The organism is Xenorhabdus lircayensis, from assembly GCF_016306625.1.
Taxonomy (GTDB): Bacteria; Pseudomonadota; Gammaproteobacteria; order Enterobacterales; family Enterobacteriaceae; genus Xenorhabdus; species Xenorhabdus lircayensis.
The window spans coordinates 39,777-54,667 of record NZ_JACOII010000060.1 but is presented as its reverse complement, the minus strand read 5'-3'; the positions used below and the strand labels follow the sequence as shown (position 1 = coordinate 54,667).

The window sequence follows — 14,891 nt, the reverse complement described above, 5'->3', positions numbered from 1 at the left end:
TCTTTCCATCAAGGGGAAGTGTCGTTACGTGTCGGGGCGTGAGTTTTTTAATGTTTTCATGACGGTGGCTGTGGCGACTTTCAGGATCCGAGCGGTGTCACGAATTCCCCCGTTATTCATCGCGATATCGACAATCTGTTCTTTAACGCCGGGTTTGCAGGCCTGATAGGTATACTCCAACTGAAAGACCTTACAGCAGGTATAGCAGCGATAACGAGGATGTCCGCCATTTCCTTTTCCATGTCCTTTAATATGTTCTGATTTGTGACAATAACGACAATAACGACAATAACGACAATAGACGTCAACTTTAGCCATACTTCACCATTAAAAAGCTGGAACTATATCATAACAACTAACTATTTAATACGTGACCGACACTGCAAGCTGGTGCTGACATGGGCAGAAAAACTCACGTGGGCAAATGGGGACGCTTCTTCGTTAAAGGTACATGATACCAGCATCGGCCCATTGGGCGTATTGGCCTGCGGTGAGAATACCAATACATTGGTGCGTTTTTCTTTATTGTCTCAGGGAGAGCTGGTGCATGTTGCCAGCTATATTTCCCTGCCTGTTATTTCCTCATCTGTGGCGACAGCCTACATGATATTGAAACAGCTTGGGCTGAATACATACGTTCCGAGATTTGGCTCACTGTTATCAGGAAAATATTGACTGAATGACTGTTGTGGACGTGTCTTTCACGGATGAACCTTTTAGAATCGGAAGACAAAAAACTTCCTGAGATAAAAAAGGTTGTTCAACTTATGCCAGATTCAAAAGTGTTTGTTGACAATTACTTGCCTGCCTTGCTTGGGCAGGCATGGATGCTGGTTTCCTCTGAATTCCATGACATTGTTGAGGCGCAGGGGCTGTCAGTGTTGGAGTGGCGGGTGTTATCGACGTTGGCGGGAAGTGGCCCGATCGGCATTAGCCTTCTGGCACAGAAAACGGTCAGTAAACAACCGACCATTACCCGTGTTTTGCAGCGTCTGGAAGTGCAGGGGCATGTCGCTCGTTTTTCCAACGGTGGAGGTGATCGCCGCATTACATTGGTACGTTTGACGGAGACGGGGCAGCAAGTGGTAGAAGGATTGCTGACCGAAGCCGAATCCCATGAAAAAAGCGTGCTGGAGTCATTGGGCAATGGCAAGAGTCAGTTGTTGAAAGAGGTTTTGCAAGAACTGATTAAACAGCACACGCCGATACGTAGGGCGTTGGGGGAATTTAGCAAGTAACCTGATTTCTGAAGGGGATATGAAGGAGACATATTGATATTTTTGTCTCCTTTGATTTAATCTGAGCTTAAATTTAAGCAAATGGATCACCATATTTATTGCAGTAATTGTAATAACCTATTGTAAATAACTCATGTTCTTTCGTTATTTTCTCCGGTTTTTCAATATGTAAAGCTTTTAGTATATGTTCAGAAAATTCAATCGGCGCTGTTCCATTGGCAGTAATGAGATTTCTGTCAGTTACTGTTTGTTGTTTAATGAAGTTATCTTGATTACGGTATTCCTTGTATTCATTCCATAAATATTGGGAATTTCCTGTATGCTTAAAATCGTTTAATAAACTATTTTTTGCCAAAAAATCTACAGCACCACAGATAGCCCCAACGATAACGCCCGCATTAAGATAAGTAGAAATAAGACTTTTCAGTTTGTTATTTTCTATAACCCAAGAATTGCCTCCAATTAAAACAAGCAGATCAATGTCATGAGGCAGTGTATCTACAGAGTGGGTTATCACCGTGTCAAAACCTCCGATTGATTTGCATGTTCCTTGTTTTAAAGAAGCGGTTTCTACTGACCATTCTTCATGAATATTGAGCTTGCTGGCAAGATACGCACCTTCCCAGTCCGCATAATCGTTTAACAAGAAAAAAATGGCTTTTTTCATCAGTCACTCACTTTAGGCAAGATGTTTAATTCCTATTCCTGAATTTTACAGAGAATATCTAATAATAGTTCATGGATATGAGAGATATTCTAAAATTAGATTTTCCAAGAATATAGTAAATTAAAAATTAATTTCATCATCAATAATTAATCCCATTGATAATGGCATTGAGGATTGAGGATTGAGGATTGAGGATTGAGGATTGAGGATTGAGGATTGAGGATTGAGGATTGAGGAATACACCCATCAAGTAGGTATAAATAACAATTCATAATTATGCTACACATAGACTCTTTCAACTCATTGTTATACATGTAATTATGAGTGCATGAGGTGTAGCGCTATTTTGGAAAGTTATTTATTCCTCGCTCTAACTGAATAGATAGATTTTATGGTTGATTATTTAACCAACAATTGCTGCTCATCTTCACGTCGGGCACTTTCTGCCAGCATCTTAAAATCTTTCACTGTCCAATATTGCTTGGGCACAGGTAAGTTTCTCATCTCATTGGTTGGCCATAACTGGAATTCAGCCAGTTTATCCAGAGAAAAATGCTGATAATGTTCAGGCAGAGATAGACGTAAAGAAAATGTTTCTTTACCTGAAGGCGTTAATGGATAGCGATTATCTTGGATATCATAATTCCGGTGCAGCACTAAAAACTTCTGGGGAATGCGTTGATAACTGTTCCACCATAAGCCATCTACGTTATCAAACATCTCTTTTGTACCTGATCGGGGATAAGCGCCCAGATCATCCAAGGCCATCGGCAAGATGTTTGCCATTGAGGACGAGAACTGAGTTACAGAAGAGGCATGTCCTTCCAAGATTAGCGTTAGCGCCAGCCGAGCGCCCAACAGATTCGAATAGAGATCTTCCGGCGAAAAAGCAGAAATACCTTCTGGAAATCCTGGAACGGATTGATAGCCATACCATTGCGCTATTTCATGCCAAGCTGCGAGCTGAAAAGCGAGTTTGGCGGCTAAATAAGCACTCAACGTATGACGTTCAGTGGGATCTTCCGGCGGTGTAAAAGCAAAAAAGTGAATCTTACGCGCGGCAAGTTCATTATTCAGGGTTAATTCCCACTCTTGACCGAGATGGGCATTAATTTGGCTGAACAGATAGAGCGTATAGTCTGCGGTATCCCTCACATGGGAGATATCAATAAATCCGCCTCGATGAGTATACAGCAGGCCGACTTTTTCATTACTCATCCCTAACAACGCTGCACTCGCACCGACAACACTGTCATTGTAGTGATGCTCACCCAATTTCTCGGCCTCAACAATATTGTCGATGTCGTAGAAGGGAATGGGAATATTCCATAGCTCAGTTTTAAGGTTATAACCGAAAGCACAGCAGGCCCTTAAACCTTCTGGTGGCGCAATCGGAGCCAGTGCTGGCCAATCTTCTTGAGACTGTTCATGGGTATCACTGACGAGAACAGGTTCCACGGGATCAACGGGTTCTGGTTTATTCTGGCATGCCATCAGCAGAAAGCAGAAACACAGTGTCATTAATCGTCTCAAAACGCTTCCCCGACCTGAAAGTAAAACCCAGTACTGTCTTTACCAACACCAAAATCTAATCTGACATTCATGCGTGGCTTAAACTCGAAACGATAGCCAACGCCAACGGATGGGAGCCAATGTTTTGTTCCCAGTTTTGACGGAGAATCTCCCAAAGTACCGGTGCCTATCCAGCCGACCACACCGTGGCGCCAGTCAAGTTTGTGCCTTAGCTCCAGTTGTGTTGTGAAGATATTATTGTCACGATAACGACCTTCATAATATCCGCGCATCCGCTGACCATTTCCGAGCAGCGATAATTGGTTCCACGGAATATCACCTGTACTGAAACGGGCATAGTTATCAAAGGCCAGCACCGTTTTTTCGGATAATGGATGGTAGATAGAAAACTGAAACTGCGTGGTATGAAAACGATGATCTCCCCCCAGTTCTGGGGAAAAATAGGTATAAATAATCTCAAACGCCTGCCCATGCTGTGCGTTGGGCAAGAAATCCCGCGTGTCATAACTGAAGTAGGCACTTACACCAGAACTCAGCACGGAACGGCCACCGATGGACTGTTCAAAATACCGTTTTGCACCGACATCTGGGTTACTGGCGTTGACGGATGAGAAATGCCAGCCCAACCCCATATAGGTAGCGTCAGTAACGCGATAGAGGAGGCGAGGACGAATATCAAATTCCTGCGAATGGTATTTCTCTTTATTACTGCTATTTTTACCGGCGCTATAACCTTTGCCCCAATAGTAAGTTGGGGTGTTATTCAGCGTACCGGAAACGAATAACCGCCATTGATCATTGGCAAGAAAATTGTAATTGGTTAAATTCAGGCCAAACGCGCCGGTAGACGACCCAAAGCCACTGAGTCCCAGCGATGAAGTCTGGCTGACATGATCTGAGCTATCAGGACGGTACAAGCCGACCATGGCAACACCAATCCCCATACCCATTTCAGGTGTGTAGAAAGGGCCGGGCAATACGCCCCAGTCAATTTTCTTGCTGGCATCAAAATGATTGCTGCCGCCCAATTCGTTTAACCAGCCATCAATTTTTTGTCGATCAGGCAAGATATCAGCATGTGCTGATGAAACGGTAAAAATAAGGAGGCCGGAAATCACCAGCCTTTTGAATATTGCGAGGTCAAACATTAAAAACGGAACTCACCAGAAATAAAGAAGCTGTTTCTGTTGCCGAAACCGACTTCAGATAGTACGTTGAAATTACGGGTGACTTCGAAACGAACACCCGCAGTATTATTCCATTTATGGGCAAGGTGTTGTTCGACGTCGAATTTGATGTCTGTTTGGTTTTGAATATATTTAAATAATTCTAGTTGTGGAGGTAAATCGAGTCCGCTGACATCACCTTTGAAACGCTGGGTAATATCTTGATACATAGCACCAACCCAGACTTGCACTTTTGTATTTCCTTGACCAGTAAATAATGGTTCAAAAATAAACTCATAGCCAATTCGCGGAGTAATAACTAAGGCACTGATATCCCCATCCAAAATATCTAGATTAGTGCGGGTATAATTAGCATCTAATGTGGCAAAAAATTGGTTGTAACCACCGGCAAGGGTTGCACCACCACCAAAGGTTTTCCCTTTGAAATTTAGCTCAAAAGGTAGGTTTTCCCATGATGGTTCGTCAGGTGAAGATCCGGGTATATAAATGCTATCCAGATTAGTTTTTGAAGTACCTTTGGTTTTTCCATAGACGCCGTAGATATTCAAGAAAGGTAAGATCCAAGAATCCAGTTTAAGCATATGAGTTTCGCTTTTTTCTCGGGTATCACCAGCATTAATAATAGTCTGGCTTTCCCAAGGCTTAAATTTTGGATTTGTAAATTCAAATTTAATGCTATCTACGACAATATCCTGTCGCATAGTCATATAACTATAACTGGCACCAAACGGTTCAGGCAGATCGTAGCCTTTTGCTCGTGCTGCATCACCCCAAATTGGCAGAATGCGAGATTCAGATTTGGTCGTTCGGGATAAGCTACCGTCATTATTCGTTTGCGGCACGCCAGATTCGGACATAGTTAATGAGAACAGTGGGCGCTCACTATCTGCATAGCTATATGAAGTTGCAAGACACAGAGTGGCAGCCAATAATTTGCTGGTGTTAGTTAAGTTCATAAGAAAATTCGTTTCCTATTTTTGACAGATACATTGTCTATCAAATCAACAGAAGGGGATAAAAAGCGGCGTAGATTAGCATAGATATTTTAGGCAAGCATTAACGAATTATACTTGGAGGGGGAATGTCACATAATTTGGAATTTTCGTTCGTTGTGTCGCTAAAATAAATTGGTTTTCTCTCCTTGATGCATTAACAAAAATAATCATTTAAGATGATGACTATTTTCAGATGGTTAAGTTTTATCCGTCTTATCAATAGTATTGAAGCGAATATATTCATTAAAACGCCTACGATAATGCCTAGACCTCGCCAACGGATGAATTATCAACAATTTTTGTAAGGTCATGAGTCGAGCTGCGTCAAAATCGTAATAACCCCTTTCACATTTCTTTACAATTTCTTCTTTGTCTTACCTGCCACGAGCTGGCTACCTCGTTACAAACTACCGATAGGTGCATCAGCTAATCATAAATTTTGTTATACATATGACATTTGCGAAATATATATGAATTACATCTAATATCTTTTGTTAATTTACATTTTATGTCACTCAGTGACAACATTTAGCAATGTTGTTACCTCTCTGGAGAGATTGGGATTGCACAATAGCCGAAGGTAGGCACTGATCGGCTTGATTTGGCATTTCTTTGTTTGTAGAGCTTATTTATTTGCATGTATCTGTATGGTGTGTTGAATATGAACATTGCTACTGAACTTACATTTCACAATTTGCACGAAGCTGAGCTGAGCTTATATGAAAAGGATATCTGGGTTAAGGCGATGCGCTACCCAAACAGTTCTCAATTCACAGTAGCACTCAGCAAGTTGCTTTCGATGCCTGTCGATATTGCTAACCTTAGGCAAGCTGCTGAGCAAGTCCTGCTATCGGAGCCAGCTGCTCGTAAAGCTTTTCACGGGCATGGAGATCGACCCTGCCTGAAAATGAGTCCTGAGTTGGTGCTACCCCAAATCAATGATTATGCGCTTGAAGATGAACAGGAACTGGAATCCTTTTTCAGAGATTGGTCTCATAAAGCCTGGGATATCTCAAAGCCACCTTTGATTGATATTGCGGTAGGAAAAACGGATAAGAAAGCCGCATTAATGGTTCGGGCCCACCATATTGTTGCTGATGGCTGGGCGTTAAATACTTTTATCCAGAAAATTTTGGATGCCTATGAAGGCAACGTAAAAGATATTGAGAATGAGCGTTTGACTCTAAAGAAATTCGCTACAGATCTCTCGGTAAGCGGAAACTCTGAACTCAATAAATCACTTCATGAGATCGTCGCTCAAATTAAAGATATTGAGCCAGTGTTATTTCCGAAAAACGAATATGTAAGCCCTACCCGCCAGAGCCTGAAAAAAACTTTCCGAATTCCGGCTATTGAGGTAGCACGTGGAATAGATAGTGGATTTACACCATTTATAACTGTTTCAACAGCGCTATCTATCCTGCTTTCGAATGTATATGGAAGCGAGAATTTTTTCATTGGCACCCCTTTTCTAAACAGAGATGAAAATGAAATCACCTCGATTACGCAGAGAGCCAATTGCCTCCCGATCAAGATTGAGGTTCAATCAAATTCCACGCCAAGGCAAATTGGCTTGGCCATCAAGGATACAACGGCATTCCTGAAAGCTCACCAAGCAGTACCTTTGGGGAAGGTTATATCTGCGCTCTCGCGATCGGCATCCTCCCGACAACTATTCGACGTAACTATTTCGTATTTGCGGTATCCCCAGAACAGATCCAAATCCGACGACGATGAATTTATCTGGAATGTTGGACATGTGCATGATCAGGATGCTATTGCAGTACATATATACACTTATGGCGACAATACCGAGGTTCATGGTGAGATCTGCCTAAATCCATCTGCTTTCACCAATGAGGTGACTGCAAGCGTTTTCGCTGAAACGCTGATCCAGCTCGTGAGCCACCTCCATGAGAGGCTTGATGAACACGTTTCCCAAATTGACCTCCTCACGCCGGAACAGGTCGATTTCCTGCAAAAGTATGAACATGGCCCGATAAAACCTTACAGCCGGACCGAAACGGTTGTCTCTCTGTTCGAAGCTAAGGTCAGGCAGTTCCCACACAATATTTCCCTGCGTGACCAAGATGGCAGGTCGTTGTCGTATGCTCAATTGAGCGAATGGTCGTCCTCCATTGCCAACGCCTTGGAAGAGCGTGGGGTCAATCCCGGGGATATCATTGCAGTATCGCTTGAACGCTCGCCGGAAATGATCGCTGCGATATTCGGAATTCTAAAAGCCGGCGCGGCGTATCTGCCCATCGACAGTGAGTATCCCGAAGATCGTGTGAAATACATGCTTGAGGATAGTTGTGCCAAGGTGGTCATTTCAAATCTGCCCCATGTTATTGCGGGCGACGATCCACGGCGCTTCGATCCTGCTCCGGTGCCAAAAGAGCTTGGCAGCCGTGCTGCCTATGACAGCAAGGCCCGGTCAGACGCTGCCGCATACGTTATCTACACATCAGGCTCGACTGGACGTCCAAAAGGGGTTGTTGTCGAGCACCATGCTGTTATCAACCGGCTTGAATGGATGCAGGAAGCTCATGTCTTGGATGAGACCGATGTTGTTCTCCAGAAAACACCGATCTCCTTCGATGTGTCAGTGTGGGAACTCTTTTGGTGGGCGATAACCGGAGCATCGGTTGCTCTCCTCAAGCCGCGCGCTCAACGTGATCCACGAGAATTGATCCGTGCCATTTCCATGCACGGTGTAACCGTTGCACACTTCGTACCTTCAATGTTTGAACCCTACGTGCAAACTCTTGCGGAAGACGAGGGGAGCCTGAATGCCGTGTCGGGTCTTAAATGCCTATTCACGAGTGGCGAGGCGCTTACGCCTGTCGCCGTGAAGAGGTACAGGAAACTCTTCACACAGGGCAGGCGACCTCCGCGGCTAATCAATCTTTACGGTCCGACAGAGGCCACGGTGGATGTGACCTATTATGAATTGAACCTTGGGCAAAGCGAGGACATCACCTCTGTACCGATCGGTTTCCCGATAAACAACACCGCCATCAGAATTGTGTCGCAGCATGGCCTGAGGCTACCGATTGGCATTCCCGGAGAACTCCAGATTGGGGGTGTCCAGCTCGCACAGGGCTATCTGAATCGGCCGGAACTGACCTCGGAGCGGTTCATTTTTGACTCGCGTGAAGGCGACACCCGCTGGTATCGTACCGGTGACCTCGCAGCTTGGGCGGAAGATGGATCCATCATTTATCTTGGCCGGATCGATGGTCAGGTGAAGATCCACGGGAACCGTATTGAACTCGGTGAAGTGAAGAACGCACTTCTCGGTCTTCCGGAAATATTGAATGCCGAGGTTCTCGTCGAGGATGATGAGGTTCGGGGAAAACATCTGGTCGGGATATATGTGGCGAAGGAGGCCGTAAGCGAGCGCGAAATTCGTGGGCGGCTGGCGAAGATTCTACCCATCGTCATGGTTCCGACGAGATTTGAGCGGTTGGAAAGCATACCGCTTACGCCCAACGGAAAATTTGACCGCAGTAGGGCGGTTCACGATCTCAGTATAAAGAAAGCGGCTTTGCCGTCATTCGAGCTGGGAGAGAGTGAGGCCATTGTGGTCAGGGTCTGGGGCAATGTTCTCGGCCAATATAACATCCACCCTGATGACGACTTTTACGTCCTTGGCGGAGACTCCATTCTGATGCTGAAGGTGCGATCCGAACTGGAGGCTCACGGCTATAAAGTGGGTCTCACGGATCTTGCACAGCATACGACGGTTCGTGGCCTGGGAAACGTTCTTGATGATGCGTCGGGAACGCAACAAGCTGCAAGAGAGCCGCTACCTTCGTTTGCTTTGGTGGGAGAGTCTGACCGAGGCAGGCTGGCCGATTGTGACGATGCATATCCTGCGTCGCAGTTACAACTTGGCCTCATCTATCATAGCCGCGAAAGCGAGGAAGCACGCACTTATAAGGACGTGTTCCGTTATACCATCAGGGCTGAGTGGGATGAAACTGCATTCAAGTCAGCTTTGCAGATCCTGATTCGGCGGCATCCCGCGCTACGAACGACGTTCAACCTGAGTGATTTTGACAAGCCGCTCCAGATCATCAAGCGTGACGTTCCTGTCGAAGACGTTTTGTTGATCGCTACACCGGAACCCGATGTTTACGAAAATACAATCGTGAATCATTTCGAGAAGTGGTCTCGTTATAACTACAGCTTTGGTTCTGGTCCGCTTTTTCACGTGGGTATTTTCGTCAGAGAAAATTCCGAGGTCATTGATCTTCTCCTGAGTTTCCATCATGCGATCCTTGATGGAGGAAGCGTTGCAAATCTGGTTTGTGAGCTCCTGTTGTCCTATTCAGGGAGAACCGACGGCGTGGATCTCGGATACGCAGTAGACGCGCTACCGAATCCGTCACTCTTCGTTCAGAACGAGATCGAAGCGATTGGGGCAGAAGAGCATCGGGCGTACTGGCAGGAGTATCTCAGGGGAGCGTCGAGCACATTACCCATCGGCTTGGCAAGACACTCGAAAGATCCGTTCCAGAGGGTGTTTTCCTATCGTTTTAAGGTCGATCCCCAGCTCGACACAGCCTTGCGAGACTTGGCCAAAACTGCTCAATTACCTGTAAAGTCTTTCTATCTTGCTGCGCACAGTTTCACAATGGCTGTGATGAGCGGCAGCGATGAACTGATTACGGGAGTAGTTACGCATGTTCGCCCGGAAATCAGGCATTCCGAACATCTCCTTGGGCTGTTCCTGAATACAGTACCTTTGCGGGTCGATGTGAAAGGGCTTACATGGCTCCAGCTTGCTGACACCGTCTATCAAAACGAAAAGAGAAATCATAGGCATCGACGCTTGCCATTGAGTGAAATTCAGGCCCATACCAGCCCAGTCACGGTTCAGACTGCATTCAACTACATACACTTCCGTGTGCTCCAGGATGTAAGTTCCAAGACGGACAGCGAAATCCTTGCCTTTGATCCCAGAGAAGAGACGAATTTTGCGATCCTCGTGAACGTGATGCGCGACTTTGTGGGGGGGCAAATGGGCGTTCGGATTGATCTTGACGGGAATTTATACGCAAGAGAACAGGGTGAAGTCTTCGCAAGATTATTTCGGCTGGCACTTGAGAAAATCGCCTACCAGCCGCACTCTGCTGCAACGCTGAACCAACCGCTTGCTGCTCTGGGGAACATCATTCCGCCCCTGTTGGAGGAACCGTTCGAGTCGGTCCCAATTCTTATCCGACGGGCTGTAGAAAGCAACCCAAGCAATGTCGCCGTCACGCATGGTGATAAAGAGTGGACTTATGAGGAGCTTTGGGAGACGAGTGCCAGCATCGCATTGCTACTTCGCGAAAGAGGTGTAAAGGCGCACGATATTGTCGGAGTTGCGCTACCCAGATCATTTGAGCAAATCGCCACGATCGTCGCTATCCTCCGCACAGGAGCGGTGTGCCTTCCAATCGACGTTTCATACCCTGCCAGCCGTATCAAATTGATTCTGGAGATTGCCGAGCCGGCCGTTCTGATCACAGGGCCAGAAGTCACTGAGTTGCCGAAGTTCGAACGGCAGCTTATCCTGAAAAACGCCATTGCCCCAAATGCCACTGAGGATATTGAGGCAGACATTACTCCGGTAGACATTGCTCCGGCAGACATTGCTCCGGTAGACATAGCCTATATCCTGTTCACATCCGGCTCGACGGGTGTACCAAAAGGTGTCGCTATGCCTCACAGGGGCTTGGCCAACCTCATTAACTGGCAAAACCGTATAAGCAGCGGCTCGCAGGTCATGTCGACTCTGCAATTCGCCCCTCTGAGTTTCGATGTCTCATTTCAGGAGATATCGTCCACGCTTGCGGCTGGTGCCACATTGCATCTCGTTGATGAGTCTGAACGCAAGGATCCGGCCGCATTGCTTCGCCTTCTTGATCGTAAGGCTGTCGGGCGAATCTTCCTTCCCTACATCGCTTTGCAGCAACTTGCTGAAACCGCAGTGACGCTTGGACTATTTCCACGGAAACTGCGTGTGGTTGCATCCTCGGGCGAGCAATTGCGCGTCACCCGGGAAATTCGTTCCTTCATTGCAGAATTGAAAGGAGGTATGCTGGAAAATCAGTATGGGCCGACAGAAACTCATGTTATTGCGTACCACAACATGAGTGGCGATTCGGCTCATTTTGCTCCACTGCCCCCGATTGGCACGCCAATCAGCGGCGTCGGTATTGTCATCCTCGACCAGCATTCAAACGTGGTGCCTGAAGGTGTTCCGGGTGAGATTTGTGCATATGGCAAGGCATTGGCATCAGGTTACTACCGTGCGCCGAATCAAACGCGTCAAAAGTTCATTGAGCATCCCGATGTACCTGGCGGTATCTTCTACCGAACCGGTGATATTGGCATTCAATCACCGAACGGCGAAATCATCAGCCTCGGCCGTAATGATACGCAGATCAAAGTGCGTGGCTATCGGATTGAACCATCCGAAGTCGAGTTGAAGATCCTCCGCTTCTTTGAAGAAAAGGGGGAAAGTGTGGAGGTAGCTGTGATCGCTCGTCCCCGCGACGATCTCGATTCTTACCTCGTCGCCTTCCTTGTGGGGAAAGAAGATCTCGACGTACAGGAACGACTTCTGCAATATCTCAGGTCGGAATTGCCGACATATATGATCCCGTCCCATACCGTCTGGCTCGATTCTCTGCCGAAAACGCCAAGCGGCAAGCGCGACGATGCAAGGCTCCGCCAGATGGAAATCAGAATCGGGTCGAACAGAGAGTACCGAGTGCCGAAAGACCAATACGAGCGTCGGCTCTGTGAATTGATCGCTGAGCTGCTGAAGATCCCTCAGATTGCTCCGGAACAGAGCATTTTCGATTGTGGTGCTACCTCGCTGACGGCGATGCGTATCGTTGTTCTTGTTGAGAAACTCTACGGCATCAATGTGCCCCTTTCCGCGTTCGTCAGTGCTCCCACAATTGCCCAGCTCGCGGCGTTAATCCGTCATGGCGGAGGGGAATTCAAGTTCGATCCGCTTGTGCCATTGCGTGAAACGGGTAGCCGCAGGCCACTCTTCCTCGTGCATCCGATGGGCGGCAATATCCTTTCGTATCTGCGTATGCTTCCTCATCTTCCTACAGATCAGCCACTTTACGCATTGCAGGCATCAGGTGTTGATATAGGGTCTTCGCCGATCGCTAGCATTGAAGAGCAGGCAAAGTTCTATATCGAAGCGATAAAGCGAGTTCAGCCAAATGGCCCATATGTCATTGGTGGATGGTCGTATGGTGGCTTTATCACCTTCGAAATCGCAAACCAGCTAATCCGATCAGGTGATACGGTTGCCAATATTCTGATCCTTGACACGATGGCGCTCGGTTCGAACGCACAGGGTAAAGCAAGTGATGACGCACTGCTCAGCTGGTTCTTCTGGGAGTTGTTGTGGACAACAAGAGGATCGTCACTGCCCGTGCAGATTGTTCCGCCAGAGATCGTAGATCTACAGGAACGCTTCGACTACATCACCGATCACGCGATCAAGATAGGTGCAATTCCGGCGGGTAGCACAAAAGCGGTCATGCACCGGCTTTTTGATGTCTACCGAACAAACTGGCAGGCTGCGGCGGAATATAACGCAGGCTGTCCAAACCTCGACATTACGCTCATTCGTGCAAAAGAGCCACTCCCGACAATATTGCGTGAGATGCATGACATGATACGTAGCGAATATCAAGATCCGAAAAACGGGTGGGGAGATAAAACCGCCGGCAAGGTGAAAGTGATAGAAATCGATGGAAACCATCTCACGATAATGGAAGAACCGTATGTCAAGAAAATGACACAGACCATCGTTGACGAGATCAATACTGCAAGTGAGGTACTAGAAAATGCCTAAAAATCCAACTGCACTAATCGTGGGAACCGGCATTGGTGGTTTATCAGCCGCAATAGCACTAAAAAAGATCGGATGGGCTGTCCAGCTTTTTGAGAAATCCGATAGTTTAAGAACTACTGGCTCAGGGCTCTCTGTCATGTCCAATGCTAGTGCGGCCATGAAAAAGCTTCTTGGCATCGATCTCGATCTGGAACGTTATGGTGCCGAAATTCAGAACTTCGAGATGCGCCACAAATCGGGATTGCTTCTGAAACGTCTCCCTATGCAAGAAATCTCGAATCAACAAGGCACTCCCAGCGTCTGCATTTCGAGAGAAAAGCTGCATCAGGCTTTGCTCGATCAGCTTGGTGATGTGAATGTAACATTTGGAAAGCGTGCGGCTGATTATGTAGAGACCACAGACGGCATACAGCTCAATTTTGACGATGGCACTGTTTCCCATGGAGACATTTTGGTGGGGGCCGATGGGTTCTATTCATCGATCCGAGAGGCGATTGGAACAACATCCATAATTCAGGAGGCAGGTTACATCTGCTGGCTCTCCTTGGTGAAGTACTCTCATCCGCAAATTACTCCGGGGTATGTCGTTCATTACTGGGGTAGTGGAAAACGAATCGGTATTATCGATATTGGTAACGGTTGGGTGTATTGGTGGGGGACAGCCAATATGCTTCCGCATGAAGCCAAATCGTGGCAAGGTACGAACAAGGATGTCGCAGAATTCTATACTGGCTGGCCGGATATTGTTCACGACATTATCCTTGCAACTGATAGTACCTCTATCATCGCTGTCGATGCGAAAGACAGAACTTTTCCGGAAACCTGGACTAAGGGGCGAGTAACACTTCTTGGTGATGCCGCTCATCCAATGTACACAAGCCTTGGTCAAGGGGCAGGATTATCCATTGAGGATGCAGCGGTTCTCGGTTATACCCTTCGAAATACTGATGATTATGCGGAGGCCTTAAAGAAATACGAGGCCATTAGACAGCCGCGCGCACGCGCTATCGTTGATGCCTCTCGGGCATTGAGTGAGATCGAGCAATACGATTCCTTGGTTCCGCGAGTAAAGCGCGACGTAGGTATGTGGTTTGCCTCTCAAAAAACCATACGGGAGAGGCTAAGAGAGTCATTATTGTTCGACGATATTGCTGTGCAGGCTAACTGCAAGCCGTAGGGTATTACCGCCACTATAGGGTACTTCTGTGACCTTAAATGTGATCTCTCGGGTTCGCATACGCTATGAAGCTCTACGTCATGCTCGTTGATGAGCTACAGGTGCTGCATCCATTGCTGGGTGCAGCCCAGAACGGTTTATCCCCGTACTTACGGGGAACACTGTCGAAGAGCATCGGAAAGAACGTAATAACCCGGTTTATCCCCGTACTTACG

The 14,891-nt window shown here is 46.9% G+C and carries 8 protein-coding genes, 1 pseudogene and 1 CRISPR repeat array (1 of these 10 only partly in view); of the genes and pseudogenes, 4 read left to right on the top strand and 5 right to left on the bottom strand.

Translation table 11 applies throughout. From position 1 onward, the window contains the following. Positions 1-24: 24 nt before the first annotated feature. Positions 25-318, bottom strand: a complete 294-nt coding sequence (locus H8A87_RS20345; protein WP_332460390.1) for an IS1-like element transposase — start codon at positions 316-318, stop codon at positions 25-27. A gap of 48 nt (positions 319-366) precedes the next feature. Here H8A87_RS20345 and H8A87_RS16755 point away from each other — a divergent pair. Both H8A87_RS16755 and H8A87_RS16745 read left to right on the top strand, forming a co-directional pair. Next, a pseudogene (locus tag H8A87_RS16755) lies at positions 367-675 on the top strand (hypothetical protein); the annotation flags it as partial. Between the two features lie 92 nt (positions 676-767). Continuing rightward, the gene (locus H8A87_RS16745) at positions 768-1,238 is read left to right on the top strand and encodes a MarR family winged helix-turn-helix transcriptional regulator (protein ID WP_198691067.1); all 471 of its coding nucleotides are present in this window, start codon (positions 768-770) and stop codon (positions 1,236-1,238) included. Positions 1,239-1,311: 73 nt separating this feature from the next. Here the strand turns inward: H8A87_RS16745 and H8A87_RS16740 are convergent, their stop codons facing one another. The 4 genes from H8A87_RS16740 to H8A87_RS16725 form a co-directional block, all read right to left on the bottom strand. Then, positions 1,312-1,905 carry a type 1 glutamine amidotransferase family protein gene (locus H8A87_RS16740; protein ID WP_198691066.1) on the bottom strand — a complete coding sequence of 198 codons (594 nt, stop codon included), beginning with the start codon at positions 1,903-1,905 and terminating at the stop codon, positions 1,312-1,314. 399 nt (positions 1,906-2,304) lie between these two features. Next, positions 2,305-3,426, bottom strand: coding sequence for a DUF4056 domain-containing protein (locus H8A87_RS16735; RefSeq protein ID WP_198691099.1), 1,122 nt, complete (start codon positions 3,424-3,426; stop codon positions 2,305-2,307). A gap of 8 nt (positions 3,427-3,434) precedes the next feature. After that, entirely contained in the window at positions 3,435-4,586 is a 1,152-nt protein-coding gene (locus tag H8A87_RS16730; protein WP_198691065.1) for a BamA/TamA family outer membrane protein, read from the bottom strand. After that, positions 4,586-5,581, bottom strand: a complete 996-nt coding sequence (locus H8A87_RS16725) for a hypothetical protein (protein WP_198691064.1) — start codon at positions 5,579-5,581, stop codon at positions 4,586-4,588. Before H8A87_RS16725 ends, H8A87_RS16730 begins: the two co-directional genes overlap by 1 nt. Positions 5,582-6,281: 700 nt before the next feature. On the opposite strand from H8A87_RS16725, the gene H8A87_RS16720 reads away from it, so the two are divergent. Next, positions 6,282-13,499, top strand: a complete 7,218-nt coding sequence (locus H8A87_RS16720; protein WP_198691063.1) for an amino acid adenylation domain-containing protein — start codon at positions 6,282-6,284, stop codon at positions 13,497-13,499. Further along, positions 13,492-14,676: an FAD-dependent monooxygenase gene (locus H8A87_RS16715; protein ID WP_198691062.1), complete on the top strand. Its 1,185-nt coding sequence runs from the start codon at positions 13,492-13,494 to the stop codon at positions 14,674-14,676. The genes H8A87_RS16720 and H8A87_RS16715 overlap by 8 nt, the downstream gene beginning before the upstream one ends. Before the next feature lie 133 nt (positions 14,677-14,809). Continuing rightward, positions 14,810-14,891: a CRISPR direct-repeat array (repeat unit 29 nt; unit sequence CGGTTTATCCCCGTACTTACGGGGAACAC) (it continues 313 nt past the right edge of the window).

Bases quoted from the DNA above. Each gene is read 5' to 3' on its own strand.
- H8A87_RS16715 (WP_198691062.1), top strand. From the start codon at position 13,492: ATGCCTAAAAATCCAACTGCACTAATCGTGGGAACCGGCATTGGTGGT.
- H8A87_RS16740 (WP_198691066.1), bottom strand. From the start codon at position 1,905: ATGAAAAAAGCCATTTTTTTCTTGTTAAACGATTATGCGGACTGGGAA.
- H8A87_RS16745 (WP_198691067.1), top strand. From the start codon at position 768: ATGCCAGATTCAAAAGTGTTTGTTGACAATTACTTGCCTGCCTTGCTT.
- H8A87_RS16735 (WP_198691099.1), bottom strand. From the start codon at position 3,426: ATGACACTGTGTTTCTGCTTTCTGCTGATGGCATGCCAGAATAAACCA.
- H8A87_RS16720 (WP_198691063.1), top strand. From the start codon at position 6,282: ATGAACATTGCTACTGAACTTACATTTCACAATTTGCACGAAGCTGAG.
- H8A87_RS16730 (WP_198691065.1), bottom strand. From the start codon at position 4,586: ATGTTTGACCTCGCAATATTCAAAAGGCTGGTGATTTCCGGCCTCCTT.
- H8A87_RS16725 (WP_198691064.1), bottom strand. From the start codon at position 5,581: ATGAACTTAACTAACACCAGCAAATTATTGGCTGCCACTCTGTGTCTT.
- H8A87_RS20345 (WP_332460390.1), bottom strand. From the start codon at position 318: ATGGCTAAAGTTGACGTCTATTGTCGTTATTGTCGTTATTGTCGTTAT.